The sequence below is a fragment of the Clostridium intestinale genome (genome assembly GCF_035905475.1).
GTDB classification, from domain to species: domain Bacteria; phylum Bacillota; class Clostridia; order Clostridiales; family Clostridiaceae; genus Clostridium_T; species Clostridium_T intestinale.
The window spans coordinates 2432400-2456767 of record NZ_CP121166.1 but is presented as its reverse complement, the minus strand read 5'-3'; the positions used below and the strand labels follow the sequence as shown (position 1 = coordinate 2456767).

Below are 24368 nucleotides of genomic sequence, written 5' to 3'. Positions count from 1 at the left end.
TAAGAAAAGCTTGCTAATAAATTACGGAAAAGCCAAAATCCCTATTGAAGAATTGAAGAATTGAAGAATTGAAGAATTGAAGAATTGAAGAATTGAAGAATTGAAGAATTGAAGAATTGAAGAATTGAAGAATTGAAGAATTGAAGAATTGAAGAATTGAAGAATTGAAGAATTGAAGAATTGAAGAATTGAAGAATTGAAGAATTGAAGAATTGAAGAATTGAAGAATTGAAGAATTGAAGAATTGAAGAATTGAAGAATTGAAGAATTGCACCAATAATCGGTAGAAGCTCTCCTCAGCTTCAATCTAATCCTTTTATACTTTAAGAAGAAAGTAACCTTTTTTATAAAAAGCTTGCAAATAAGTCACAGAAAAAGTAGACTGCGCTAAGAAAGCAAGAAAGCAAGAAAGCAAGAAAGCAAGAAAGCAAGAAAGCAAGAAAGCAAGAAAGCAAGAAAGCAAGAAAGCAAGAAAGCAAGAAAGCAAGAAAGCAAGAAAGCAAGAAAGCAAGAAAGCAAGAAAGCGAGAATTATAAAATGAAGCTTCTGGGGCTTAAGAAGAAGCCCCAGAAGCAATAATTTTAAAAATGACTTTTATGAGGATTTAGGAATAAGCCATTAGCTTGTTGCTAATTTAACTCCGAGGTTAAAGGCGTTTTCACAATCTAATGGGAATTGTTCAGCTTTTATTTTAGCTTTATGCACTTCATTAAATTTAGTGGATTCGTATTTAGAATAATCGTCAAATTGATAGGTATCTGCAGAAACTAAATATTCTGACTCTCCATTAAGAATCTGAAGACTTCCCTTATATCTATTAAATAAAACATCATAATCTATTTTTTCTATAAAATCTTTTGGAACATTCATAGTATAAATAAATCCAGAGGATATTGTTTTAGGGAATACTGAGCGTGAACCCTCATTATAGGAAAGGTTAGAAAATAATAAACGCTCTAAAAAGGACTGCATTTCTCCAGTAATATTGCCAAAGTATATAGGAGAACCTAAAATCAAGGCATCACATTCAGAAACTTTTTCTAAAATCTCAGTTAAATCATCTTTTATAGCACATCTAGCTATAAATTTTGTGTTTTTTCTTTTACAAGCAAAACAACTAATACAACCTTTAAAGTTTAAATCATATAAATGTATTAACTCTGTTTGGGCACCTACAGAACTTGCTCCTTCTAAGGCTTTGTTTAATAAAGTAGCTGTGTTTTTAGTTTTTCTTGGGCTACCATTAATAGCAAGAATTTTCATGTTTAAAATCAACTCCTCAAAAATATAGTTTAACTTTAACACAATTATATCAAAAGTAAGAAAAGGATGGTATTAAGTTTATATACCATCCTTAAGAACATCTATATTTCTTCTAGAGCAGATTTAGCTATAAGAATATCTTCTTCAACACTTCCACCGCTAACCCCTATAGCACCAATTATATTTCCATTTATAATAATAGGAATTCCTCCGCCTACAGCAGTGATATTTTTTATATTTTCTAAAGTATAGAGAGGTTTTCCAGGTAATATAAGTTCTGATAGATTTTCAGTTGATATTTTTGTTGCAACGGAAGTGTATGCTTTCTTTAGAGATAAAGAAACACTTATTAAAAGAGCATCATCCATTTTATGTTGAGCAATTAAATTTCCACCCTCGTCAACTAGGGCAATAACTACAGGAACATTTATTTCTTTAGCTTTATTTTCAGCTTTATCTAATAATTTTTTGGCTATATCTAAGGTAAGTTTATTTGGTTTTAAGGAACTAACTAAGTCTGAGGTTATTTTTTTTACCATATCTTCATTAATCATTTAAATAACTCCTATATTAAATAAATTTTATCTACCATAAAGCTATTATATAATTTGCATTATCTTTATACAGGTAAATTAGAAATTTATAATTTGTAAAATTAAAACCAAGACTTAAATTTACCTAATTTTAGTTACAATAGTGTTATTAATGTTTTTAGTGGATGTGTTACCATATTAATTATCAGATATTGTAAACTAGGGGGATAATCATGAGATTAAAAGATATTGAATTAAATAAAGCAGATTTAATGAGAATAATACAAGAAACTGTTCCAGGTAAACAAATAACTATGGCTCATGTGATAGCAAGTCCTGATTCTATAATATACAAAAAGCTTGGATTAGATCCTAAGATTGATTATAATAGGGCAGCGATAGGTATATTAACTGTTACTCCAAGTGAAACTGCTATTATTGCAGCAGATATTGCAATTAAAACTTCTGCTATAGATATTGGCTTTATTGATAGATTTAGTGGAACTTTAATTATCACAGGAATGATATCGGATGTGTCTATAGCTTTAGAATCTATTTTAAGTTATGCACAAAATACTTTAGGTTTTGATGTTTGTAATGTAACTAAAGCGTAGGTGACAAAATGAAAAAGATTATGTTTGTAGGAAGAACTGGAGCTGGTAAAACTACATTAACTCAGGCTTTAAAGGGAAAAGAAATAAGCTATCACAAAACCCAGTATATTAATAATTTTGATGTTATTATAGATACCCCAGGAGAATATGCAGAAAATAGAACTTTAGCTAGGGCATTAATATTATATTCATATGAGGCTGATATTGTAGGACTTCTTATGAGTTCACTTGAAGAATATTCTTTATATAGTCCTAATATAGCTGCTGGTGCAACTAGAGAGATTATTGGAATTGTAACTCAAATAGATAAAAAGGATTCTAGACCAGATTTAGCAGAGGAATGGTTAAGACTTGCAGGCTGTAAAAAGATTTTTCATATAAGTTCCTACACAGGTGATGGAATAGCTAATCTAATAGACTATTTAAAGGAAGACGGAGATATACTTCCTTGGGAAAAAAGGTTTTAAATTTACAATGAAAAGGTTTAAATTTTACAAACTTTGAATAAGGAGAGGAAAATGAGAAAAATTTTGATGTTGGTAGGTGATTATACAGAAGATTATGAGGTTATGGTACCTTTTCAAGCATTAGAGATGGTGGGATTTAAAGTTGATGTGGTATGTCCAGATAAAACCGAAGGGGAATATATTAAAACTGCGGTTCATGACTTTGAAGGAGATCAGACTTATAGTGAAAAGCCTGGTCATAACTTTTTACTTAATTGTTCTTTTAATTATTTAAAACTTGAAGAGTATGATGGACTTTATATAACAGGGGGACGAGCACCTGAGTACTTAAGGCTTAATAAAAGAGTTATAGATATAGTAAGATATTTTATGGAACTAAATAAGCCTGTAGCTGCTATTTGTCATGGGGTTCAAATTCTAACAGCAGCTGATGTTGTAAAGGGAAGAAAATTAACTGCATATAATGCAATAAAACCAGAAGTTATAATGTCTGGTGGTATGTTTATAGATAAGAATGCATATGAAACAATTGTAGATGGGAACTTGGTAACAGCTCCAGCATGGCCTGGTAATACTGCTATATTAAGAAATTTTCTTAAGCTTTTAGAGGTTAAAATAAAATTATAATTTTGGTAGTTTTTAAGCATGAAAGTAATTTATATTAAGTTACTTTTGTGCTTTTTTTAATTTTTACATAGTTTTAATTTTACAATATTTAAGTTTGAAAAGTATTACATGGATTTTGAGCTTGTACTATATAATGAGGTTGCACGAAAAAAGTTTTATAATTCTAAAGGAGGAATTAAATTGATATCTAAAGGATTTTCAAAACCAACTGAAAGAGTAGAAAGATTAAAAAGAATGATTGTTGATGCAACACCATATGTAGAATCAGAAAGAGCGGTGCTTGTAACAGAGTCATATAAAGAAACTGAAGGTTTATCTCCTATATTAAGACGTGCTAAAGCTGTAGAAAAAATATTCAACAATTTACCTGTTACTATTCGTCCAGATGAGTTAGTAGTAGGTGCTATTACTAAAAATCCACGTTCAACTGAAATATGCCCAGAATTCTCATATGAGTGGGTGGCTAAAGAATTTGATACAATGGCTACAAGAGTTGCAGACCCATTTGAGATTCCAAAGGAAACTGCTAGAGAGTTAGAAGAAGCATTTAGTTATTGGGAAGGAAAGACTACAAGTGCTCTTGCAGATTCTTATATGTCTCAAGAAGCTAAAGATTGTATGTCTAACGGAGTATTTACTGTAGGAAACTATTTCTATGGTGGAGTAGGTCATATATGTGTTGATTATGGCAAGATATTAAAGAAAGGTTTTAGAGGGATTATTGCTGAAGTAGTTGAAGCAATGAATAGAATGGATAAAAAAGATCCTGACTATATAAAGAAACAACAATTCTATAATGCAGTAATTATTTCTTATAATGCTGCAATTAACTTTGCTCATAGATATGCAAATAAAGCTAGAGAATTAGCAGCAGTAGAATTAAACCCAACTAGAAAAGCTGAGCTTTTACAAATAGCTGCTAACTGTGATAAAGTTCCTGAAAACGGTTCAAGTAACTTCTATGAAGCTTGTCAATCTTTCTGGTTTATTCAAATAATGGTTCAAATAGAGTCTAACGGACATTCAATTTCACCAGGACGTTTTGATCAATATATGTATCCATACTTAAAAGCTGATAAAGGAGTTTCAAAAGAGTTTGCTCAAGAATTGATTGATTGTATTTGGATAAAACTTAACGACATAAATAAAACTCGTGACGAAATATCAGCTCAAGCATTTGCTGGATATGCAGTGTTCCAAAACCTTTGTGTTGGTGGACAAAATGAAGAAGGATTAGATGCTACAAATGAAGTTTCTTATATGTGTATGGAAGCAACTGCACACGTTAAGTTACCGGCACCATCTTTCTCTATCCGTGTATGGCAAGGTACTCCAGATGAGTTCTTATTAAGAGCTTGTGAAGTAGCTAGATTAGGTTTAGGGGTTCCAGCTATGTACAATGATGAAGTTATTATACCTTCATTAGTAAATAGAGGAGTTTCACTTAGAGATGCACGTAATTACTGTATCATAGGTTGCGTTGAACCTCAATGTCCAAATAAAACAGAAGGATGGCATGATGCAGCATTCTTTAATGTAGCTAAAGTATTAGAAATTACATTAAATAATGGTAGAGCTGGTGATAAACAATTAGGTCCTGCTACTGGAGAAATGACAAGCTTTAAGAGTATAGATGATTTCTATGCAGCATTTAAGAAACAAATGGAATACTTCGTGTATTACCTAGTAGAAGCAGATAACTGTGTTGATTATGCTCATGCAGAAAGAGCACCACTTCCATTCTTATCAGCTATGGTTGATGACTGTATAGGAAGAGGTAAATCAGTTCAAGAAGGTGGAGCAATCTACAACTTTACTGGTCCTCAAGCATTTGGAGTTGCTGATACTGGAGACTCTGTATATGCAATACAAAAACATGTATTTGAAGATAATACTATAACTATGGAACAACTTAAAACTGCATTAGATGCTAACTTTGGTGCTTGTGAAGAAACTGTTGCATGCACAAGTACTAGCACTATGGATGCTACAGAAATGCAAATCTATGAAGCAGTTAAGAAGATTTTAAGCAATGCTGGTTCTATAGATTTAGCTGATATCCAAAATCAAGTTATTTCTGGATTTAAAGCATCTCAATCTCAAGTTTCAGGAGATTTTGAAAGTATAAGAAGACTTTTAGATAACACTCCTTCTTTTGGAAATGATATAGATGAAGTTGATATGGTTGCACGTAAATGTGCTCAATTATATTGCTTTGAAGTAGAAAAATACACAAATCCTCGTGGAGGTCAATTCCAAGCAGGAATCTACCCAGTATCTGCAAACGTATTGTTTGGTAAAGATGTTGCAGCATTACCTAATGGAAGACCAGCGAAGAAACCACTTGCAGATGGTGTATCACCAAGATCAGGAAAAGATCATTCAGGTCCAACAGCAGCAGCAAATTCAGTTGCTAAATTAGACCACTTCGTAGCTTCTAATGGTACTCTTTATAATCAAAAATTCTTACCATCAGCAGTTGCTGGAGATACAGGATTACAAAACTTCTCATCTGTAGTAAGAAGTTACTTTGATCATAAAGGTATGCATGTTCAATTTAATGTTATTGACAAGCAAACTTTATTAGCAGCTCAAAAAGATCCACAAAAATATAAAGATCTAGTTGTTCGTGTTGCTGGATATAGTGCTCAATTCGTAGTTCTAGCAAAAGAAGTACAAGATGATATTATAAGCCGTACAGAACACACACTATAATCTTAAAAATCCCTTATAAAGTGAAACTTAGCTTCAGAGGGAGTTTTAATCTCCCTCTGAAGGTTAGTTGAACTAATCTAGGGTCGTGCCACTGTTATCTCTCACTTTAATAAAGATGGGAGTGTTACAGTGGCTAGACATCAGATAAATTTTATAAGGTTAAGGGAGATGAGCATGATGGATACAATTAATTATAGAACTGAAGGAACTGTGTTTGATATTCAAAGATTTTCAATACACGATGGTCCAGGAGTTCGTACCATAGTATTTTTGAAAGGATGTCCTTTATCATGTTTATGGTGTAGTAATCCTGAATCGCAAAAATTAAAACCCGTTTTAATGTATCAATCAATGAATTGTATTCATTGCGGAAGATGTATTTCGGCATGTAAGATAGGCGCTATAAATCCAAGTAATAAGAACTTTATAGATAGAGATATTTGCACGGCTTGTGGTGAATGTGTAAATGTGTGTCCAACCAGTGCTTTAACTTTAAAGGGTAAAAAGATGACTGTAGAACAGGTTATAAAAGAGCTTAAGAAAGATGCTATAGTATATAGACGTTCTGGGGGCGGAATTACCTTATCTGGAGGAGAACCTTTAGTTCAGTCAGAATTTGCTAGAGAATTATTAAAAGCTTGTAAAGCACAAGGATGGCATACAGCTATAGAAACCACAGCTTATGCAAATACAGAAACTATTGAAGAAATATTTCCTTATATTGATTTAGCTCTTATGGATATAAAAAGTACAAATAGTGAAATGCATAAAAAGTATACAGGGGTTTCAAACGAAAAGATTCTAGAAAATGCTAAACTGGTTTCCAAAATAACCAAAATGGTGGTTAGAGTACCTTTAGTACCTGATTTTAACTCAAGTGAGAAGGATATTTTAGAGCTTTGTGACTATGTTAAAACACTTAATGATATTAATACAGTTCATTTATTACCATATCACACTTATGGCGAAAATAAGTATGATTTGCTTGGAAGAGATTATCTTATGAAAAAAACAAGAGCTTTTGCTGCAGGGGAAGTTGAAAGACTTCAAAAAATCATAGAAGAGCAAGGAATTAAGTGTGTTATTGGTGGCTAATTATTATATTTTAAGGATGGAGGATTTAAAATGGATCAACAATTGATCGAAAAAGTAATGAAACAGGTTTCTAGTGAATTAGGAATTCCTATAAAGGGAGAAAAAAGTGAAGTTAAAGAAAGCTGCAAAACTTCTGGAATAGGAGTTACAGAATTTGTAGGTACTGCAATTGGTGATACTATTGGATTAGTTATTGCTAGCGTAGACCCTTTACTTACAGACGTTATGAAATTAGGTAAATATCGTTCTATAGGAATTATAGGTGGTAGAACTGGCGCAGGTCCACAAATAATGGCAGTAGATGATGCTGTAAAGGCTACAAACACAGAAGTAATTTCTGTTGAACTGGCAAGAGATACTAAAGGCGGCGCAGGTCACGGAAGCTTAATATATATAGGAGCTGATGATGTTTCAGATGCTAGAAGAGCAGTTGAAATAGCACTTGCAAGCTTAGATAAGTATTTTGGAGACGTTTATGCTAACGATGCAGGACATTTAGAGTTTCAATATACAGCTAGAGCAAGTTACTGCTTAGAAAAAGCTTTTGGAACTCCACTTGGAAAAGCTTTTGGTATGGTTTGTGCAGGACCAGCTGCAATAGGAACAGTTTTAGCAGATGTTGCTGTCAAGGCAGCAAATGTTGATGTTGTTGGATATTGTTCACCAGGTGGTGGAACTAGTTATTCAAACGAAGTTATATTAACTTTCAGTGGTGATTCCGGAGCTGTTAGACAAGCTGTTAGAGCATCTATAGAGGTTGGTAAGAAACTATTAGGGGCTTTAGGAGATGAACCTAAGTCATCTACAACACCATATATCTAAGATTATGATTTAACTTCATTAATAAAAAAATAAGGATTACCTAAAATTTAAGGAGGCATATATATGAATTCAGATGCATTAGGAATGGTTGAGACAAAAGGACTAGTTGCAGCTATAGAGGCAGCAGATGCTATGGTTAAAGCAGCTAACGTTAATTTAATAGGATATGAAAAAATAGGTTCAGGGTTAGTAACAGTTATGGTTCGTGGAGATGTTGGAGCTGTTAAGGCAGCTACTGATGCAGGAGCAGCTTCTGCAAGATTAGTTGGAGAGGTAGTATCTATACACGTTATTCCTCGTCCACATACAGACACTGAAAAAATTCTTCCTAAATTTGTATAGAAGATAATAGAGCAGGAGGTATAGGATGGAAATAGATGAAAAAACACTCAAAGAATTAGTGAATAGAGTCATAGAATTATTTCAATCCGAAAGCTCTAGGCAAAATATCATTGTTCCTAAAAAGAAACTATATGTTATTTTTACGGAAGAATTTAATGAAAAGTATTCAACCTTTTTTGAAGATTTAGATAAACAAAATGAATATGAAGCTTATGCTATAGTCCCAGAAGAAACATATACCGAGGCATTAATAAATACTTTAAAGCAGTTTAAATTCTGTAAAGAGGTAATTTCTAGAGACAAAGTCAACACAAATGACTTAGATGAATACCTCACAGTGTTTCCAACAATATCGAAAACCATTATAGTTAAAACCGCTCTATGTATTGGAGATACCTTTGAAACGAATTGGATTTTTAATAGCATGGAAAAAGGGCAAAAAATAATTTTAATACAATCTGGTCTTGAAAAATTTAGCGGTAAAGAGCCTGTAGCTTATAGAAATAAGATATTAGATTATTATAGAACCTTGTTGGAATTTGATGTAGAAATAACTAATGATGTATTCCAAGTAAGTTCAAAAAATTTCTCAATTGTAAATGAAAAAGTCACACACACACAAACTACACACGAATGCACAGGGAAGCAGATAATTACAGAATATGAAATTGAAAAGCTTAAAGAGTATAACAAAATAGTGTTAAAACCTGGGGATATTATTACAGAGATGGCTAAGGATAAAGCTCGTAGCTTAAATATTGAAATTGTAAGAAAAGGGCTATAAGAATCAATGATTTTCATAAAATGCGGATTTATCCGTGTTTTATGAAAATTAAATAAACTTAAAGTGAGGTGACAAGATGAAAGAAGCATTAGGTTTGGTTGAAACAAGAGGACTATCAACTGCAGTTTTGGTTGCTGATACAATGGTTAAAACATCCAATGTCAATATAATAGGTATTGAAAATACAAAGGGGCTTGGATATATGACTATTAAGATTTCAGGAAATGTAGGGGCAGTAAATGCAGCTGTAACAGCAGGAAGGCAAATTGCTCTTGAAAACAATGCTTTTGTTTCTGCTAAAGTGATTCCAAGACCTTCAAATTATATAGAAGGTACCTTTTGTCAGCCTAAGAAAGAAGAGACAAAGCCTAAAAATGAAGACAATCCATTAGAAAATGAATTTTCTGAAAAAACCTCAGATTCTAAGATAGTTGAAGTTGCTAGCTCTGAACCTAAAATAATGGAGCTAGAAAATAAGGTAGAGACAAAATCTCAAGAAATAGAAGAGTTAAAGGGAGTTAAAAAGGAAGTTAAAGAAGAAAAATTTCTTCAAAAAGAAAGTGAAATAAAAGAAGAAGCTATTCAAACTTCGATAGATATATCAAAAGAAACGCCTAATACAGAAAATACTCAGTCAGAAGAAAAGAAGAACAAAAAAAATAGTAGAAAAAAGAAAGAACCTAAAAAGGATAATGATGATAAAGCTTAAAAACTACTAATTAGGAAAGGACTGTAATACCATGTATATGGCAAAAGTGGTTGGTAATGTTGTTGCCACAAGAAAAGATGAATCATTGGTTGGATATAAGTTAATGGTTGTTAAAAAGATAGATGCTAAAGGTGAATTTATAGATTCAGAAGAAGTTGCAGCTGACTATGTTGGGGCTGGAATAGGAGATTATGTGCTATTATGCAAAGGATCGGCTGTTCGTGTTAATGATCAAAAACATAAGGTTGCCATCGATATGGCTATCATTGGAATTATAGATACCATTGATGTGTAAAAATCAAGGTATTTTAATTTAATAGCTTAGAAAGGAGGCAGACATGGAATTAGGATATAATTTTTTTAATAGAAAAGAGCTAAAAAGTGGAGTTTTTCCTTCTGTAAATGATGCTGTTTTATCTGCTTTAGGTGCATATAACCAATATAATAAACTGACTTTAAATGAAAGACAAGAGATTATAGATGCTGTTAAGAAAAAGCTACTAGATAAGGTAGAAGAAATAGCTTATATGACTGTTAAGGAAACTGATATGGGGAATGTAGGAGATAAGATTAAGAAGCTTACTTTGGCAATAAATAAAACACCAGGGGTAGAAGATTTAATCACAGAAGTAAAAACAGGGGATAACGGTATGACCTTGTATGAATTATCTTCGTATGGTGTAATTTGTGCAATTCATCCATGCACTAACCCATGTGCTACATTAATTAGTAATACTATTGGAATGCTTGCAGCAGGAAACTCAGTTGTTCATTGTCCTCATCCAAGAGCTGTTAATGTATCTAAATATGTTACTGAAATAATAAGTGTAGCAATAAGAGAAACATGTGGAATTGACAACTTAGTTGTAACATTAAATGAAATTTCTATAACTTGCACAGATGAAATTATGAGTCATCCTGATATAGCTATGATTGTTACAACAGGTGGTAATAATGTGCTAAGACAAGCTATGTCATCAGGAAAGAAGGTTATAGGAGCAGGGCCTGCAAATCCTACTACAATTGTAGATGAAACTGCGGATATTAAAAAAGCTGCAAGAGATATTGTAAAGGGAGCTTCTTTTGATAATAACATTATGTGTATATCTGAAAAGAGTATTGTTGTTGTGGACTGTATAGCAGATTCTTTAGTAGAAGAGCTTATAAGAAATGATGTATATTACGTTAATAATGATGAAGAAATGCTTAAGCTTACTCGTGCAACTTTAACAAACGATATAACCTTAAATAAAATATTAGAAGGTAAAAGTGCAAATGAGATTTTAGCTAAAGCTGGCATAAAGTGTGATAGATACATTAGGCTTATAGTTGTTAACACGATAAAGCAACATCCTTTTGCTACAGTAGAAATGCTTATGCCTCTTATTCCTTTAATAAGAGTTAAAAATTTTGAGATAGCACTAGAAACTGCTATAGAAATAGAACAAGGATTTAGGCACACAGCTACTATACATTCTCAATCAATTGATAGGCTTAATATTGCAGCAAAAGAAATGCAAACCTCAGTGTTTGTGAAAAATGGTTCATCTTTAGTAGGTATAGGAGTTAACGGTGAGGGTGATACAAGTTTTACTATTGCCACAGCTACAGGAGAAGGGACTACAACAGCTAGACACTTTGCAAGAAGAAGACGTTGTTCTTTGACAAGTGGTTTTTCAATCCGTTAAAACAGGAGGGAAATCGTTGAAAAGTATATATATAAAAACAAAAATATATTCAGGAGAAAATTCGTTAAAACATTTAGAGCAATTTAAGGATACTAGTATTTGGATAATATGTGATGGATTCCTTGTTAAAAACGGAAGTTTAAATTCATTATTAAGTTTTATTCATAGTAGCAATAAAGTTTCAATTTTTGATGAGGTTGTTCCAGATCCACCTTTAAATGTCATAGGTAAGGGCGTCGCCATTAGTAAACAAGTTAACCCACAGGTTATAGTAGCTTATGGCGGAGGTTCTGCAATAGATACAGCTAAAGCAATAATATATTTTGCTAAAGAAAAGAACTTTATTGCTAAAGTTAATTTTATAGCAATACCTACAACAAGTGGAACTGGTTCTGAGGTAACTTCAGCAACGGTTATTACTGATACAGAAACAAAAACTAAACATATAATTTTTGATGATTGTATGTTACCAGATGAGGCAATTTTAGATGCAAATCTAACAGTTTCTGTACCCCCTGTTATTACAGCTAATACAGGAATAGATGTTTTAACCCACGCAATAGAGGCTTATGTTGCAAAAGGTGCTAATGTTTATTCAGATGCTTTAGCAGAGAAAGCTGTAGAGCTTGTTATGGACTCTTTAATAAAGTGCTATAGAGAAGGAGATAACCTTGAAGCTAGAGGAAAGATGCATGAAGCATCAAATATAGCAGGGATGGCCTTTAATATATCTGGACTTGGTATAAATCATAGTATTGCCCATCAAATAGGTGGTAGGTTTCATGTTCCTCATGGTCTTGCAAATGCCTTACTTTTAACGGCTGTAATAGATTATAACAGCAAAAAAACTGAGGTTTTAAGAAAATATGCTAAACTTGCCTATAAAGTGGGCATGGTTGAAAGAATTCAAACAGATGAATTTGCTGTAGAAGTTTTAAAAACCTATATTAAATCTATTAAAAGTATCATGAAGATGCCAGCGAGCTTAAAAGAATGTGGTGTGGATAAAGGCGAGTTTGAAAAAGCAAAAGCTCAAATGTCAAAAGCTGCATTTAAGGATGGATGTACTTTAGCAAATCCTAGAGAAGTGTCAGAATTTGAAATAGAGATGATATTGGAATCAGTATACTAACCTAACCTTAACATGATAGAATATATGTAGATGTATTCTTATGGTGTATAAAGGAGAGGATTAAATGAATGAATTCTACAACAGAGGAAAATTTGAAAACTTTGCTAATAACGAGGAAATAGATGAGGCGATAATCAATAAATTTAATATTGCTAACTTGTTTGGGAAAGAAAAACTAGAAAACATTCAAGAAAAGATATCTAAAGCAACAGGCTTAGCTTTTGTTACAGTAGACTATAAGGGGGAACCAATCACAAAGATGACATCCTTTACAGATTTTTGCTGTGAGATAAGAAAAAATAAAGAAGCTGCCTGTATATGTAAATCTTCAGATGCTTTTGGAGCCATTCAAGCTGCAGTTACACAAAAAAATAGTGTCTATTTCTGTCCTTGTGGTTTGTTAGAAATAGCAATACCAATAATAGTAAGAGGACATTATCTTGGTGGATTCATTGGAGGACAAGTAAGGTGTCTAGATGCTCCGCCAGAAGTAAGTGAACTTAGCAATGTTATAAAACACTCTCAAAATTATAAAGAAGATAAACATAAACAGGAACTGTTTAATAAAACACCTTTATATGAATATGAGAAATTTATGAGTGTTGCAGATTTAATATCATTAATTATAAATCAATTGGGAGAAAAAGAAGCATTTAGATTAGTACAAAAAAGTTCTTTGAAAAAGCAAGTAGAGGAGTTAACTGTTTCTAACAAACAATTAGAAATAGAAAACGAATTAAAGAATATAGAATTAATAAATTCAAGGGCTCAATTAAACCCATATTTCTTAGTAAGTGTTTTAAACTCGATTTCAAATTTAGCTACCATAGAAGATTCACCTAAAACTAATGAGATGATAATAATGTTTTCTGAGTATTTAAAACAGAACTTAGCACATTCAAAAAGTTATGCTTATTTATCAGAGGAATTTGAAAATGTTGAAAAATATCTAAAGATCCAAAAAATAAAGTATGGAGATTTATTAGATTATTCAATAAACATCTCTGAAAGCATGAATATGCAAAGAATACCTTGTCATATCATTATACCTTTTGTGGAATATGCTGTTTATTTTGGTATAGCAACTAAAAATGAAGGTGGTAAGGTTGAAATTGAGGCTTATTATGAAAATGACGATGTTATTATAAGCATTTCTGATAACGGATCAGGGCTTAGTAGTGAGTTAATAGCTAAAAGATTTAAGCTATTTAAAGGTAATTATGAAGGGGAATCTATTCAGATTAGTGTTGAGAATGCAAGAAAAAAACTCATAACCTTATTTAGTGAAAAGTACGATGCTTTTATAGAAAATATAGAAGGTAAGGGCACCAAAAGTATTATTAGATTTCCAATAAAGTTTAACGAAAGGAATGTCTAGATAAATGTATCGTGTATTGATTGCAGATGATGAGCCGTTAATGAGACAGGCTCTAAAAGTTATGATATCAAAAGTAGATGGTTTTGAGGTTGTTTATTCTGTAGGTAATGGGGAGCAAGCTGTTCAAATATGTAAAAGTAATAGTATAGATATAGTGTTTATGGACATTATGATGCCTGGAGAATCAGGTATAGAATGCAGCAAAAAAATATACGAACACAATCCAAATACTATTATATTTATTGTTTCTTCATATAATAATTTTGATTTTGCTATTGAGGCATTAAAATCAAAAGTAAAAGCATATATCTCAAAGCCAGTTTCTTTTGAGCAGATAAAAGCTTTACTAGAAAATCATAAAAGTGAAAATAAAGTTAAAAATTCAAAGGGAATTGAAGTCAAGTCCGATGAGATATTCTCAATTATGAAAGAAAAGGATTTCAAAAGGATATACTATGAAATTCCTAAGATAGTAGACTCTATATATGACAATGAAAATACAGATGTAGAGTTATTAAAAGAAAATTTTATAGATATAGGAAAAGAACTTATGGATTCTATAGGTTTATCAAAAAATGAAATAGAAAAGATAGAAGAGCTTTTTCCTATTAATAATTTTCAACTTAAGGAAAAAAGATATTTTGAGTTTTGGCTTTTTAAAGTTATTAATTATGTTTTTCAACAAAATAGTATTAAAAAGTATAGTTTGCTTAAGACGGTTTTTGATTATATAGAAGATCATATTGAGGAAGATATTGGGTTAAATGAAATAATAAATAATTGTTCAGTGAGCCAAGGGTACCTAAGCAGAATTTTTAAAAGGCAATTTAATGTAAGCGTAATGGAATACTTGCATATGAGAAAAATAAATATGGCGAAAAGCTACTTTTGCTTTACAGATTTAAGTATTACAGATGTGGCATTTAAACTTGGATATAACGAAAGTAGTTACTTTAGTAAAGTGTTTAAGAAGTATGAGAATATGACAGTTTATAGGTATAAGAAAATGTTATAGAATCTCAAAGGCAAGGTAGGTGATAGAAGTATGAATGGATATTTTATTACATCAGAATCTGTTACAGAAGGACATCCTGATAAAATTTGTGACCAAATATCAGATGGAATATTAGATGCGTATTTAGATTATGATCCTAATTCTAGAGTGGCAGTAGAAACTATGGTTTCTAAAAATACTATTATGATTGCTGGAGAAGTAAGATCAAAAGCTAAAGTTAATGTAGTAGATATAGCAAGAGAAGTAGTTAAAAATATAGGTTATACAAAAGAGGATTTAGGTTTTGACTACAAATCATGTTTAATATTCACAAATATTAATACGCAATCCTCAGATATAGCTTTAGGTGTAGATAAAATAGAGGAAAATAATAGTTCATCTAATGAGATACTAGGGGCAGGAGATCAAGGGATTATGTATGGCTATGCCTTTGATGAGACTGATAGTTATATGCCATTAACTTGTGATTTAGCAAATAAGCTTACAATGAAGCTTGCAGAACTTAGAAAAACAGGTGGTGTTTCATGGTTAAGACCTGATGGAAAGTCTCAAGTTACAATGAAATATGATGTTGATGGTAAACCTCTGAGTATTTCAAGTATAGTTATTTCTACTCAGCATGATGATGGAATTGAATATGATTATATGAGAAATATAATTGAATATGATGTAATTCATAGTGTTATAGATAGTAATTTAATTAGATACGATACCAAAATACACATTAATCCAACTGGAAGGTTTGTTATAGGCGGACCAGCTGGTGATACTGGATTAACAGGTAGAAAAATAATGGTGGATACCTATGGTGGAGTAGGTAAACATGGTGGTGGAGCTTTCTCAGGAAAAGATCTTACTAAGGTAGATCGTTCAGGAGCATACATGGCAAGATACGTAGCTAAAAATATAGTTGCTGCAAAATTAGCTAAAAAGGTTGAGGTATCTTTAAGCTATGTAATAGGCTTACCGGAGCCAGAAGCAATAACTATCAATACCTTTGGAACTGAAACTATAAAAACTAATTATATTGATGAAATAGTAAAAGATACTTTTTCATTTTCAGTTTCTAATATACTAAAAGAATTAGATTTAAGAAAGCCACAATTTATAAAAACAGCTGCCTATGGACATTTTGGAAGGGGAGACCAAAACTTTAGGTGGGAGGAGCTAGATAAAGTTCAAATCTTAAAAGAAAAAGCAAAAAAATGTATCTCAGATAGTTTTAAATAAGATTTAGGAGTTGTGGATAATATGGATATATATATGCTGATAGCAGCATTTGGGGGAGGAGCCTTTGGAGCTTTAGTTGGATCTATACCTGCTTTTATACTTACAGGTATATTGGCTGTAGTAGGGGGACTATTAGGACTTGCAGGTATAGCAGAACCTTCAATTGGAAATATTACTTTTGGTTCATTTTTAGGACCGCATATAGCTTTTACTGGTGGAGTTGCAGCAGCAGCTTTTGCAGGAAATAAAAGAAAGACATTGGAGAATCCAAATGATGTCTTGACTCCATTATATGGAATCAATGATTATACAGTAATAATCATGGGAGGAATATTTGGAGTTATAGGATTTCTATTTCATTACCTATATGGTACTCTTCTTAAATTCAACACAGACCTTCCAGCAATATCTGTTTTTAGTACCTTAATGGTTTCAAGATTAGTATTTGGAAAGACTGGACCTGTAGGAAAATATACAGGAGAAGGTTCTAGACAGTGGTTACCTAGTGGTAAGACTTTAATTCACCACATAGTACTTGGACTTACAGTAGCTATAGTTGTAAGTGGAGTTGGAATATCTATGCTTAATTCAGGAGTTCCAAAAGCGGCTATGGCTATGTACCCAATAGTATGTTTTGGAATAAGTGCAACTTCTTTAGTGTTTTTACAGATGGGTTTTGGTGTGCCAGTAACTCATCATATTACACTGCCAGTTGCAGCTGTAACTATTATGACGGGTAATATCTTTTTAGGAATTATTATTGGAGTAATTTGTGCAGTAGTTTGGTTAATAGCTGGAAATATATTTAATAGTCATTGTGACACATATATAGATCCACCAGCTACAACAATATTCATAATGATGTTTATAATAAATGCAGTATTCATTTAATCAAATAATAAGGAGGATTTTTTTATGAGTAATGAAGCTTTGGGAATGGTTGAAACAAAAGGATTAGTAGGTGCAATAGAAGCGGCTGATGCTATGACAAAAGCAGCAAATGTTGCGTTAATAGGATATGAAAAAATAGGATCAGGATTAGTAACTGTTATGGTTCGTGGAGATGTAGGAGCTGTTAAAGCAGCTGTTGATGCGGGAGTAGCTGCTGCTAGAAATGTTGGAGAGGTAGCATCACAACATGTTATTCCTAGACCTCATACTGACACAGAAAAAATTTTACCTAAAACAATATAAAGGTTAGGTAAAATAACTAGAGAGTGAGTTGATGAAAATGGAGACAGAAAAATTTGTAAAAATGATTACCCAAATAGTTGTAGATAAGATGAAAGATATAGAAAGTTATAAAATCCCTATTGGGGTATCAAATAGACATATACATGTTAGCCAAAAGGATTTAGATAAACTCTTTGGTGAAGGATATAATTTAACAAAAAAAGGTGAATTAAAACAACCAGGACAATTTGCAGCTAATGAGACAGTTACAATAAGAGGACCTAAAGGAGAGTTCGAAAATGTTCGTATATTAGGGCCAGTAAGAGAAGAAAGCCAAGTTGAGATTTCTATTACAGATAGTTTTCGTTTGGGCGTAAGACCTCCTATAAAAGAGTCTGGGCAATTAGAAAATACCCCAGGACTAGAAATTATAGGACCTAAGGGAACAGTTGAAATTCCTCAAGGTACAATTATTGCTTTGAGACATATTCATATGACTCCAGAGCAGGCTGTGAAAATAGGTGTTAAAGATAAAGATGTAGTAGAAGTTGAAACCTTCGGAGATAGACAAGGTGTTTTAGGAAATGTTTTAATTCGTGTTTCAGATAAGTATTCTTTAGAAATGCATGTAGATGTAGATGAGGCTAATGCATGTTCTTTAAAAAATAATGATTTTGTTATCTTACGCAAAATTTAAGGAGAGATGGCAATGGTCATAAATGATGAAAAACTAACAATTTTTTCTGAGCTAGTTTCAGAAGATAGATGTAATAAATTTAGCGGAAAGCTTAAGACTGGAGTGGACTTAGGAACAGCTAATATAGTTGTATCTGTAGTAGATGAAAATGATTTACCTATTGCAGGGGCAACATATCCTTCTACCGTAGTTAAGGATGGTATTGTGGTTGATTTTGTAGGAGCTATAAATATCTTAAAAAAACTAAAAGATAAGGTAGAGAAAATAATTGGTACAGAGTTATTAGAGGCAGCTACTGCTATACCACCTGGTATTATTCAAGGAAATATAAAATGTATATCTAATGTTGTAGAAGCAGCGGGATTTGAGGTTATAAATGTTGTGGATGAACCAACTGCAGCTGCTAGTGTTATAGACATTAAAAATGGAGCTGTTGTAGATGTTGGTGGAGGAACCACAGGTATAAGCATTTTAAAAGATGGTGAAGTAATATTTACTGCCGATGAAGCAACAGGTGGAACTCATATGACTTTGGTTATAGCTGGCTATTACGGTATTTCTATTGAAGAGGCAGAGAAGCTTAAAAAAGACCCTAAAAAGAACAGAGAGATTTTCCCTATTATTAAACCTGTGGTAGAGAAAATGGCATCCATAGTAAAAAGATATTTAGAAAATTATGATGTGTCTGAGATCTATATTGTAGGAGGGGCATCATCATTTGAAGAATTTAATGATGTTTTTGAAAAATTTATAGGAGTTAAGACTATAAAGTTTAATGAACCTCTACTTGTGACACCTTTAGGTATTGCAATGAATTGTAATAGAGTGTGAAAATTTTTAGAAAAGAGGAGTAGAATAAATGAGTATAGATGCAACTTTAGTTGAAAAACTAGTTAGACAAGCAATAGAAGAAGCAAAAAGTAAAAATTTAATATCCTTTAATAAGGTTGAGGCTTTAAATAACTATGGCATTTTTAATACAATGGATGAAGCTATAGAAGCTTCAGATGTTGCGCAAAAAGAGCTATTAAATACATCTATGGCAAATAGGCAAAAATATGTAGACACCATAAAAGGGACAGTATTAAAAAGAGAAAATTTAGAGCTTATTTCTAGAATGGCTGTTGAGGAAACCGAAATAGGAAGATATGAACATAAATTGATCAAAAATAGGGTTGCAGCTGAAAAAACTCCAGGTACGGAAGATCTTGTTACAGAAGCTATTACAGGAGACAATGGAATTACTTTAATTGAATATTGTCCATTTGGAGTTATAGGGTCTATAACCCCAACTACAAATCCAACAGAAACTATTATTTGTAACTCTATGTCAATGATAGCTGGAGGAAATACCGTGGTTTTTAGTCCACATCCTAGAGCTAAAAATGTTTCTATTAAATTGATTACTATGTTAAATAAGGCATTAGAGGAAGCGGGAGCACCAAAAAATTTAATTGTTACAGTTAAAGAGCCTTCTATTGAAAATACCAATGCTATGATGGACCATCCGAAAGTTCGAGTATTAGTAGCAACTGGAGGACCTGCAATTGTTAAAAAAGTAATGTCTACAGGTAAAAAAGCTATAGGAGCTGGGGCTGGAAATCCTCCAGTAGTTGTAGATGAAACAGCTAATGTAGAAAAGGCAGCAATAGATATAGTAAATGGATGTAGCTTCGATAACAATGTACCATGTGTAGCTGAAAAAGAAGTTTTTGCCGTGGATCAGATATGCGATTATTTAATTCATTATATGAAACTTAACGGTGCCTACGAAATAAAAGACAGAAACACCATACAAAAACTATTAGAGCTAGTTACTAATGAAAATGGTGGACCAAAGGTATCTTTTGTGGGAAAAAGTGCTAGCTATATTTTAAGTAAATTAGGTATTAATGTTGATGATAGTATTAAAATTATAATTATGGAAGTTGATAAAGATCATCATTTTGTAAAAGAGGAAATGATGATGCCTATATTACCTATAGTAAGAACAAGAGATGTTGATGAAGCTATAGAATATGCTTATGTAGCTGAAAATGGAAATAGGCATACTGCCATCATGCATTCAAAAAATGTTGATAAACTTACAAAAATGGCTAGGCTTCTTGAGACCACCATATTTGTAAAAAATGCTCCATCCTTTGCTGGACTTGGAGTAGGAGGCGAAGGAAATACAACATTTACAATAGCAGGACCTACTGGTGAAGGATTAACTACAGCAAAATCTTTCTGTAGAAAACGTAGATGTATAATGGTTGATGCTTTTAATATAAGATAAACAAAAAGGTTGGAGTTTTATGCTTCAACCTTTTTGTTTTTGAAATTTATCATAATATTTTAGATAAAATATTCCAAAATACTGTTGACAAATTATTAAATAATAATTATTATTAATAAGGAAGGTAAATGAAAATTAATATTAATTAGAATATGGAGTGTGATTGAGAATGTCATTAATTAACAAAAAAGTTTCAGATTTTAAGGTGCAAGCATATCAAAACGGAGAATTTAAAGAAGTTACTTTAGATTCAGTAAAAGGAAGTTGGTCAGTATTCGTATTTTATCCAGCAGATTTTACTTTTGTATGTCCAACTGAATTAGGTGAATTAGCTGATAACTATGAAAAGTTTAAAGAAATAGGTTGTGAAGTTTATTCAGTATCTACTGATACACATTTTGTTCATAAGGCATGGGCTGATACTTCAGATACCATAGCAAAAATTAAGTATCCAATGTTAGCAGATCCAACAGGAAAACTAACTAGAGATTTTGAAGTAATGATTGAAGAAGAAGGATTAGCTTTAAGAGGATCATTTGTAGTTAATCCAGAAGGAGAAATAAAAGCTTACGAAGTTCATGATAATGGAATCGGAAGAAATGCAGAAGAATTATTAAGAAAAGTTCAAGCAGCTCAATTTGTAGCTGAAAATGGAGATCAAGTTTGTCCAGCTAAATGGCAACCAGGTGAAGATACTTTAGTGCCTAGCTTAGATTTAGTAGGAAAACTATAATAAATTTAACATAAAGCTTGTACTTTAAATTAACATAAGAAGCTTTACTAATAAGAGTGAATAGTGATTAAGAAAATTCTAGGATATAGAATTTCTAATAGAACTTTTCACTCTTATTCATTAATACAGTAAAATAGGAGGTAAAAGGTATGGAGAATATTTATGATCTTGTGATAATTGGGGGAGGACCAGCAGGGCTTTCAACAGGGATATATTCAGGAAGAGCAAAACTAAAAACATTAATAATAGAAAAAGAAGATATAGGCGGACAGGTTAATAAAACTTATGATATATATAATTATCCAGGAGCTAGAAATAGTAATGGACCTAAGCTTATGGAAGAAATGAAAGAACAAGCAAATGATTATGGAGTAGGTTTTATGTCTGCAGAAGTTACTGAGGTTAACTTTAAAGAAGATGTTAAGGTTTTAAAGACAGAAAGAGGGGATATTAAGTCTAGAGCTGTAGTTATAGCAACTGGTGCTTCTCCAAGAAAACTTGGCTTTAAGGGAGAAGGGGAATTTACAGGAAGAGGCGTTGCATATTGTTCAACTTGTGATGGACAGTTTTTTGAGGGTTTAGAGGTATTAGTAATAGGTGCAGGATTTGCTGCTGCTGAAGAAGCTATGTTTTTAACTAAATATGCAACTAAAGTTACAGTTATAGCAAGAGAACCAGAGTTTACTTGTGCTAAGTCTATAGCAGATAAAGTTTTATCTCACCCTAAGGTTGAAGTTAAATTTAATACTGAGCTTCTTGAAGTAACTGGAGAAGAGTTAGTAAATCATGCAAAACTTATTAATAATGTTACAAAAGAAGAATCAGAGTATAATGTAAAATCAGGCGATGCTGGTTTTGGAGTATTTGTTTTTGTAGGATATGAACCTCAAAGTAAACTTTTTAAAGGTATATTAGAATTAGATAGAGCAGGCTATATAATAACTAATGAAAACATGGAAACAAATGTACCAGGAGTATATGTAGCAGGAGATTTAAGACCAAAACAATTAAGGCAGATAGTTACAGCTGTTTCAGACGGAGCTATTGCAGCTACTACAGCTGAAAGATATGTTATTGAGTTAAAAGAGAGATTAGGAATAAAAGAAGAAGAACCTATAAAAGAGATTAATAATAAAAAAGAAGAAACTACTAAGGATTTAGGGAAAATAGAAAAGAGAAGTAAACTATTAAATGATGCTTTAAGAACTCAACTTAAGGGTGTGTTAGACAGGCTTACAGATGAAGTTACATTAGTATCAATTGTAGATGAAAGTCTTCCAAAATCTATTGAGCTTAGAGATTTAGTTTTAGATATAGCAGATCTTGGAGAAAAAGTAAAAGCAGATATATATATTAAAGGTCAAAATTTAGATGTTGAAAAGAAAATTAATTCAGATAAATATCCAATAGTTGCGCTTTTAGATAAAGATAATAACTATAGAGGGGTAAAATTTCACGGAGTTCCAGGAGGACATGAATTAAATTCCTTCATATTAGCTATATATAATCTTGGAGGATCAGGTCAGCAGGTGGATAATAATATATTAAGTGATATGAAAAAAATAAGTAATAAAACAAATATTAAGGTTTGCGTAGCACTATCCTGCCATCTATGTCCTGATGTTGTAGTATCCTCTCAAAGAATAGCTATAGAAAATGAAAATGTAGAAGCAGAGATGATAGATGTATCAAACTTCAAAGAACTTAAAGATGAGTATAAGATAATGAGTGTTCCAGCTATTATAGTTAATGATGACAAGGTGTATTTTGGAGCTAAAAAGGTTAAAGAAATATTAGAGATAATTGCATAGATTAGATTAAAGGGCGGTACAAGACTATGTATTAGTATTTGAGCGCCCTTTTAATAATTTATATAATTATGAGAAAATTTCACATAAAGATTAAATTTATTAAAGATCAATAATATGGTATATTTTTTTATATAAATTAAATAGAAATTTGTGTAAATAAATAGCTAACCAGAAAAAGGAGAAAAACTTCAAATGAATATTCTTGTAACATTAAATTCAAACTATATCAAGCCTTTAAAAGTTATGTTAAAGTCATTATTTATTAACAATAAAAGTATGTTTAATATTTATATTATGCATTCAAATCTTTCAGATGATGAAATTTTAGAGTTAGAGGAATTTGTAACAGAAAATGGTAGTTCTTTATTTTCTGCGAAGGTTGGAGATGAACTATTTAGTGAAGCGCCAGTAATATTACATTATACAAAGGAAATGTATTATAGACTATTAGCATTTAAAGTTCTTCCACAAGAACTAGAAAAAATTCTGTATTTAGATCCAGACATCCTAGTAATAAATTCAATTGAAGAATTATACCATATTGATATATCAGAATATTTATATGCGGCAGCCTATCATGATAGAGTGTCCCTAAAGGAAGTAAATAGATTGAGATTATATCCTTATGAAATTGAAGAATATTTTAACTCAGGAGTATTACTAATGAATCTTCCTCTATTGAGAGATGTTGTTAAAGAAAATGAAATATATGATTTTGTTGATAAAAATAGAAATAGACTAGTATTACCTGATCAAGATATTATAAACTCACTGTACTCAAAACAAATTAGGAAACTTGATGAGGTAATATATAACTATGATCCTAGATATTACAGATATTATAAAGTAATAAGCAAAAACAGTGTTGATATGGATTATATAATCAATAATACATCTATAATACATTTTTGTGGTAAGAAAAAACCTTGGAATAAAAACTATAGCGGAGAATTTCATTCCTTATATAAGCATTATGAAAAATTAACCTTTAGAAAAAATTGCTAGTTTATGATATAATTTATTAATGATTATTATTATGTTGTAATATTTGTTATTGAAATTATTTTTATACTATATTCCAACAATAAAAATCTAACTATATTTTCTCAATATTTTTATAAATAAGATTTTGAATACTGCCCCAAAAAATGGCAAAGATAAAACTTAAATATATTGAAGAAATTTACGATTAATTTTAGTAGGATTTGTTTTAATTAAATATTTTTGTACATACAATGTTAGTGGTCATTTATTTTACAATA

25 protein-coding genes are annotated in these 24368 nt (G+C 31.6%); 23 read left to right on the top strand and 2 right to left on the bottom strand.

Translation table 11 applies throughout. The annotated features are described in order from the left end of the window. Positions 1-618 precede the first annotated feature (618 nt). Both P8F83_RS12795 and P8F83_RS12790 read right to left on the bottom strand, forming a co-directional pair. The gene (locus P8F83_RS12795; RefSeq protein ID WP_326511456.1) at positions 619-1263 is read right to left on the bottom strand and encodes a flavodoxin family protein; all 645 of its coding nucleotides are present in this window, start codon (positions 1261-1263) and stop codon (positions 619-621) included. Between the two features lie 101 nt (positions 1264-1364). Next, positions 1365-1817 (bottom strand): GlcG/HbpS family heme-binding protein, encoded by a 453-nt coding sequence (locus P8F83_RS12790; RefSeq protein ID WP_326511455.1) that lies wholly within the window; start codon positions 1815-1817, stop codon positions 1365-1367. Positions 1818-2029: 212 nt separating this feature from the next. Between P8F83_RS12790 and P8F83_RS12785 the strand changes: the two genes are divergently transcribed. The 23 genes from P8F83_RS12785 (at position 2030) to P8F83_RS12675 (ending at position 24111) form a co-directional block, all read left to right on the top strand. Next, positions 2030-2410 carry a BMC domain-containing protein gene (locus P8F83_RS12785; protein WP_181601165.1) on the top strand — a complete coding sequence of 127 codons (381 nt, stop codon included), beginning with the start codon at positions 2030-2032 and terminating at the stop codon, positions 2408-2410. Between the two features lie 8 nt (positions 2411-2418). Beyond that, positions 2419-2877: a EutP/PduV family microcompartment system protein gene (locus P8F83_RS12780; protein WP_326511454.1), complete on the top strand. Its 459-nt coding sequence runs from the start codon at positions 2419-2421 to the stop codon at positions 2875-2877. Between the two features lie 51 nt (positions 2878-2928). Then, positions 2929-3504, top strand: a complete 576-nt coding sequence (locus tag P8F83_RS12775; protein WP_326511453.1) for a DJ-1/PfpI family protein — start codon at positions 2929-2931, stop codon at positions 3502-3504. A gap of 180 nt (positions 3505-3684) precedes the next feature. Continuing rightward, the gene (locus P8F83_RS12770) at positions 3685-6219 is read left to right on the top strand and encodes a glycyl radical protein (protein WP_326511452.1); all 2535 of its coding nucleotides are present in this window, start codon (positions 3685-3687) and stop codon (positions 6217-6219) included. Positions 6220-6393: 174 nt separating this feature from the next. Next, positions 6394-7314 carry a glycyl-radical enzyme activating protein gene (locus P8F83_RS12765; protein ID WP_337250831.1) on the top strand — a complete coding sequence of 307 codons (921 nt, stop codon included), beginning with the start codon at positions 6394-6396 and terminating at the stop codon, positions 7312-7314. A 30-nt stretch (positions 7315-7344) separates the two neighbouring features. Next, entirely contained in the window at positions 7345-8136 is a 792-nt protein-coding gene (gene pduB, locus P8F83_RS12760) for a propanediol utilization microcompartment protein PduB (protein WP_326511450.1), read from the top strand. Positions 8137-8199: 63 nt separating this feature from the next. Continuing rightward, complete coding sequence (gene pduA / locus P8F83_RS12755; protein WP_021800762.1) at positions 8200-8478, top strand: propanediol utilization microcompartment protein PduA; 279 nt, start codon at positions 8200-8202, stop codon at positions 8476-8478. A gap of 25 nt (positions 8479-8503) precedes the next feature. Continuing rightward, positions 8504-9262, top strand: coding sequence for a hypothetical protein (locus P8F83_RS12750; protein WP_326511449.1), 759 nt, complete (start codon positions 8504-8506; stop codon positions 9260-9262). Positions 9263-9338: 76 nt separating this feature from the next. Then, entirely contained in the window at positions 9339-9971 is a 633-nt protein-coding gene (locus P8F83_RS12745; RefSeq protein ID WP_326511448.1) for a BMC domain-containing protein, read from the top strand. Positions 9972-10002: 31 nt separating this feature from the next. Continuing rightward, positions 10003-10266 (top strand): EutN/CcmL family microcompartment protein, encoded by a 264-nt coding sequence (locus tag P8F83_RS12740; protein WP_021800765.1) that lies wholly within the window; start codon positions 10003-10005, stop codon positions 10264-10266. Positions 10267-10309: 43 nt separating this feature from the next. Further along, a complete protein-coding gene (locus P8F83_RS12735) occupies positions 10310-11659 on the top strand; it encodes an aldehyde dehydrogenase family protein (protein ID WP_326511447.1) in 1350 nt (449 codons plus the stop codon). Positions 11660-11675: 16 nt separating this feature from the next. Then, on the top strand, positions 11676-12791 hold the full coding sequence (locus P8F83_RS12730; protein ID WP_326511446.1) for a 1-propanol dehydrogenase PduQ: 1116 nt from the start codon (positions 11676-11678) through the stop codon (positions 12789-12791). Between the two features lie 64 nt (positions 12792-12855). Continuing rightward, positions 12856-14169, top strand: a complete 1314-nt coding sequence (locus P8F83_RS12725) for a sensor histidine kinase (RefSeq protein ID WP_326511445.1) — start codon at positions 12856-12858, stop codon at positions 14167-14169. Positions 14170-14173: 4 nt separating this feature from the next. Continuing rightward, positions 14174-15184, top strand: a complete 1011-nt coding sequence (locus tag P8F83_RS12720) for a response regulator transcription factor (protein ID WP_326511444.1) — start codon at positions 14174-14176, stop codon at positions 15182-15184. A gap of 30 nt (positions 15185-15214) precedes the next feature. Further along, positions 15215-16414, top strand: a complete 1200-nt coding sequence (gene metK, locus P8F83_RS12715) for a methionine adenosyltransferase (protein WP_326511443.1) — start codon at positions 15215-15217, stop codon at positions 16412-16414. Between the two features lie 21 nt (positions 16415-16435). After that, positions 16436-17305: a DUF7973 family transport facilitator gene (locus P8F83_RS12710; protein ID WP_326511442.1), complete on the top strand. Its 870-nt coding sequence runs from the start codon at positions 16436-16438 to the stop codon at positions 17303-17305. A 24-nt stretch (positions 17306-17329) separates the two neighbouring features. Further along, a complete protein-coding gene (pduA, locus tag P8F83_RS12705; protein WP_021800772.1) occupies positions 17330-17608 on the top strand; it encodes a propanediol utilization microcompartment protein PduA in 279 nt (92 codons plus the stop codon). Between the two features lie 37 nt (positions 17609-17645). Continuing rightward, positions 17646-18284, top strand: coding sequence for a phosphate propanoyltransferase (locus P8F83_RS12700; RefSeq protein ID WP_315115019.1), 639 nt, complete (start codon positions 17646-17648; stop codon positions 18282-18284). A gap of 12 nt (positions 18285-18296) precedes the next feature. Continuing rightward, complete coding sequence (eutJ, locus tag P8F83_RS12695; RefSeq protein WP_315115016.1) at positions 18297-19115, top strand: ethanolamine utilization protein EutJ; 819 nt, start codon at positions 18297-18299, stop codon at positions 19113-19115. A gap of 28 nt (positions 19116-19143) precedes the next feature. Further along, positions 19144-20562: an aldehyde dehydrogenase family protein gene (locus P8F83_RS12690; RefSeq protein ID WP_326511441.1), complete on the top strand. Its 1419-nt coding sequence runs from the start codon at positions 19144-19146 to the stop codon at positions 20560-20562. A 169-nt stretch (positions 20563-20731) separates the two neighbouring features. Further along, positions 20732-21295 carry an alkyl hydroperoxide reductase subunit C gene (gene ahpC, locus P8F83_RS12685; RefSeq protein WP_073018446.1) on the top strand — a complete coding sequence of 188 codons (564 nt, stop codon included), beginning with the start codon at positions 20732-20734 and terminating at the stop codon, positions 21293-21295. Positions 21296-21444: 149 nt separating this feature from the next. Next, a complete protein-coding gene (locus P8F83_RS12680) occupies positions 21445-23106 on the top strand; it encodes an FAD-dependent oxidoreductase (RefSeq protein WP_326511440.1) in 1662 nt (553 codons plus the stop codon). A 192-nt stretch (positions 23107-23298) separates the two neighbouring features. Then, on the top strand, positions 23299-24111 hold the full coding sequence (locus P8F83_RS12675; protein WP_315115007.1) for a glycosyltransferase family 8 protein: 813 nt from the start codon (positions 23299-23301) through the stop codon (positions 24109-24111). The last annotated feature ends 257 nt before the right edge of the window (positions 24112-24368 follow it).

Coding starts and splice junctions, on each gene's coding strand:
- P8F83_RS12795 (WP_326511456.1), bottom strand. CDS start 1,263: ATGAAAATTCTTGCTATTAATGGTAGCCCAAGAAAAACTAAAAACACA.
- P8F83_RS12790 (WP_326511455.1), bottom strand. CDS start 1,817: ATGATTAATGAAGATATGGTAAAAAAAATAACCTCAGACTTAGTTAGT.
- P8F83_RS12785 (WP_181601165.1), top strand. CDS start 2,030: ATGAGATTAAAAGATATTGAATTAAATAAAGCAGATTTAATGAGAATA.
- P8F83_RS12780 (WP_326511454.1), top strand. CDS start 2,419: ATGAAAAAGATTATGTTTGTAGGAAGAACTGGAGCTGGTAAAACTACA.
- P8F83_RS12775 (WP_326511453.1), top strand. CDS start 2,929: ATGAGAAAAATTTTGATGTTGGTAGGTGATTATACAGAAGATTATGAG.
- P8F83_RS12765 (WP_337250831.1), top strand. CDS start 6,394: ATGATGGATACAATTAATTATAGAACTGAAGGAACTGTGTTTGATATT.
- pduB (WP_326511450.1), top strand. CDS start 7,345: ATGGATCAACAATTGATCGAAAAAGTAATGAAACAGGTTTCTAGTGAA.
- pduA (WP_021800762.1), top strand. CDS start 8,200: ATGAATTCAGATGCATTAGGAATGGTTGAGACAAAAGGACTAGTTGCA.
- P8F83_RS12750 (WP_326511449.1), top strand. CDS start 8,504: ATGGAAATAGATGAAAAAACACTCAAAGAATTAGTGAATAGAGTCATA.
- P8F83_RS12745 (WP_326511448.1), top strand. CDS start 9,339: ATGAAAGAAGCATTAGGTTTGGTTGAAACAAGAGGACTATCAACTGCA.
- P8F83_RS12740 (WP_021800765.1), top strand. CDS start 10,003: ATGTATATGGCAAAAGTGGTTGGTAATGTTGTTGCCACAAGAAAAGAT.
- P8F83_RS12735 (WP_326511447.1), top strand. CDS start 10,310: ATGGAATTAGGATATAATTTTTTTAATAGAAAAGAGCTAAAAAGTGGA.
- P8F83_RS12725 (WP_326511445.1), top strand. CDS start 12,856: ATGAATGAATTCTACAACAGAGGAAAATTTGAAAACTTTGCTAATAAC.
- P8F83_RS12720 (WP_326511444.1), top strand. CDS start 14,174: ATGTATCGTGTATTGATTGCAGATGATGAGCCGTTAATGAGACAGGCT.
- metK (WP_326511443.1), top strand. CDS start 15,215: ATGAATGGATATTTTATTACATCAGAATCTGTTACAGAAGGACATCCT.
- P8F83_RS12710 (WP_326511442.1), top strand. CDS start 16,436: ATGGATATATATATGCTGATAGCAGCATTTGGGGGAGGAGCCTTTGGA.
- pduA (WP_021800772.1), top strand. CDS start 17,330: ATGAGTAATGAAGCTTTGGGAATGGTTGAAACAAAAGGATTAGTAGGT.
- P8F83_RS12700 (WP_315115019.1), top strand. CDS start 17,646: ATGGAGACAGAAAAATTTGTAAAAATGATTACCCAAATAGTTGTAGAT.
- eutJ (WP_315115016.1), top strand. CDS start 18,297: ATGGTCATAAATGATGAAAAACTAACAATTTTTTCTGAGCTAGTTTCA.
- P8F83_RS12690 (WP_326511441.1), top strand. CDS start 19,144: ATGAGTATAGATGCAACTTTAGTTGAAAAACTAGTTAGACAAGCAATA.
- ahpC (WP_073018446.1), top strand. CDS start 20,732: ATGTCATTAATTAACAAAAAAGTTTCAGATTTTAAGGTGCAAGCATAT.
- P8F83_RS12680 (WP_326511440.1), top strand. CDS start 21,445: ATGGAGAATATTTATGATCTTGTGATAATTGGGGGAGGACCAGCAGGG.
- P8F83_RS12675 (WP_315115007.1), top strand. CDS start 23,299: ATGAATATTCTTGTAACATTAAATTCAAACTATATCAAGCCTTTAAAA.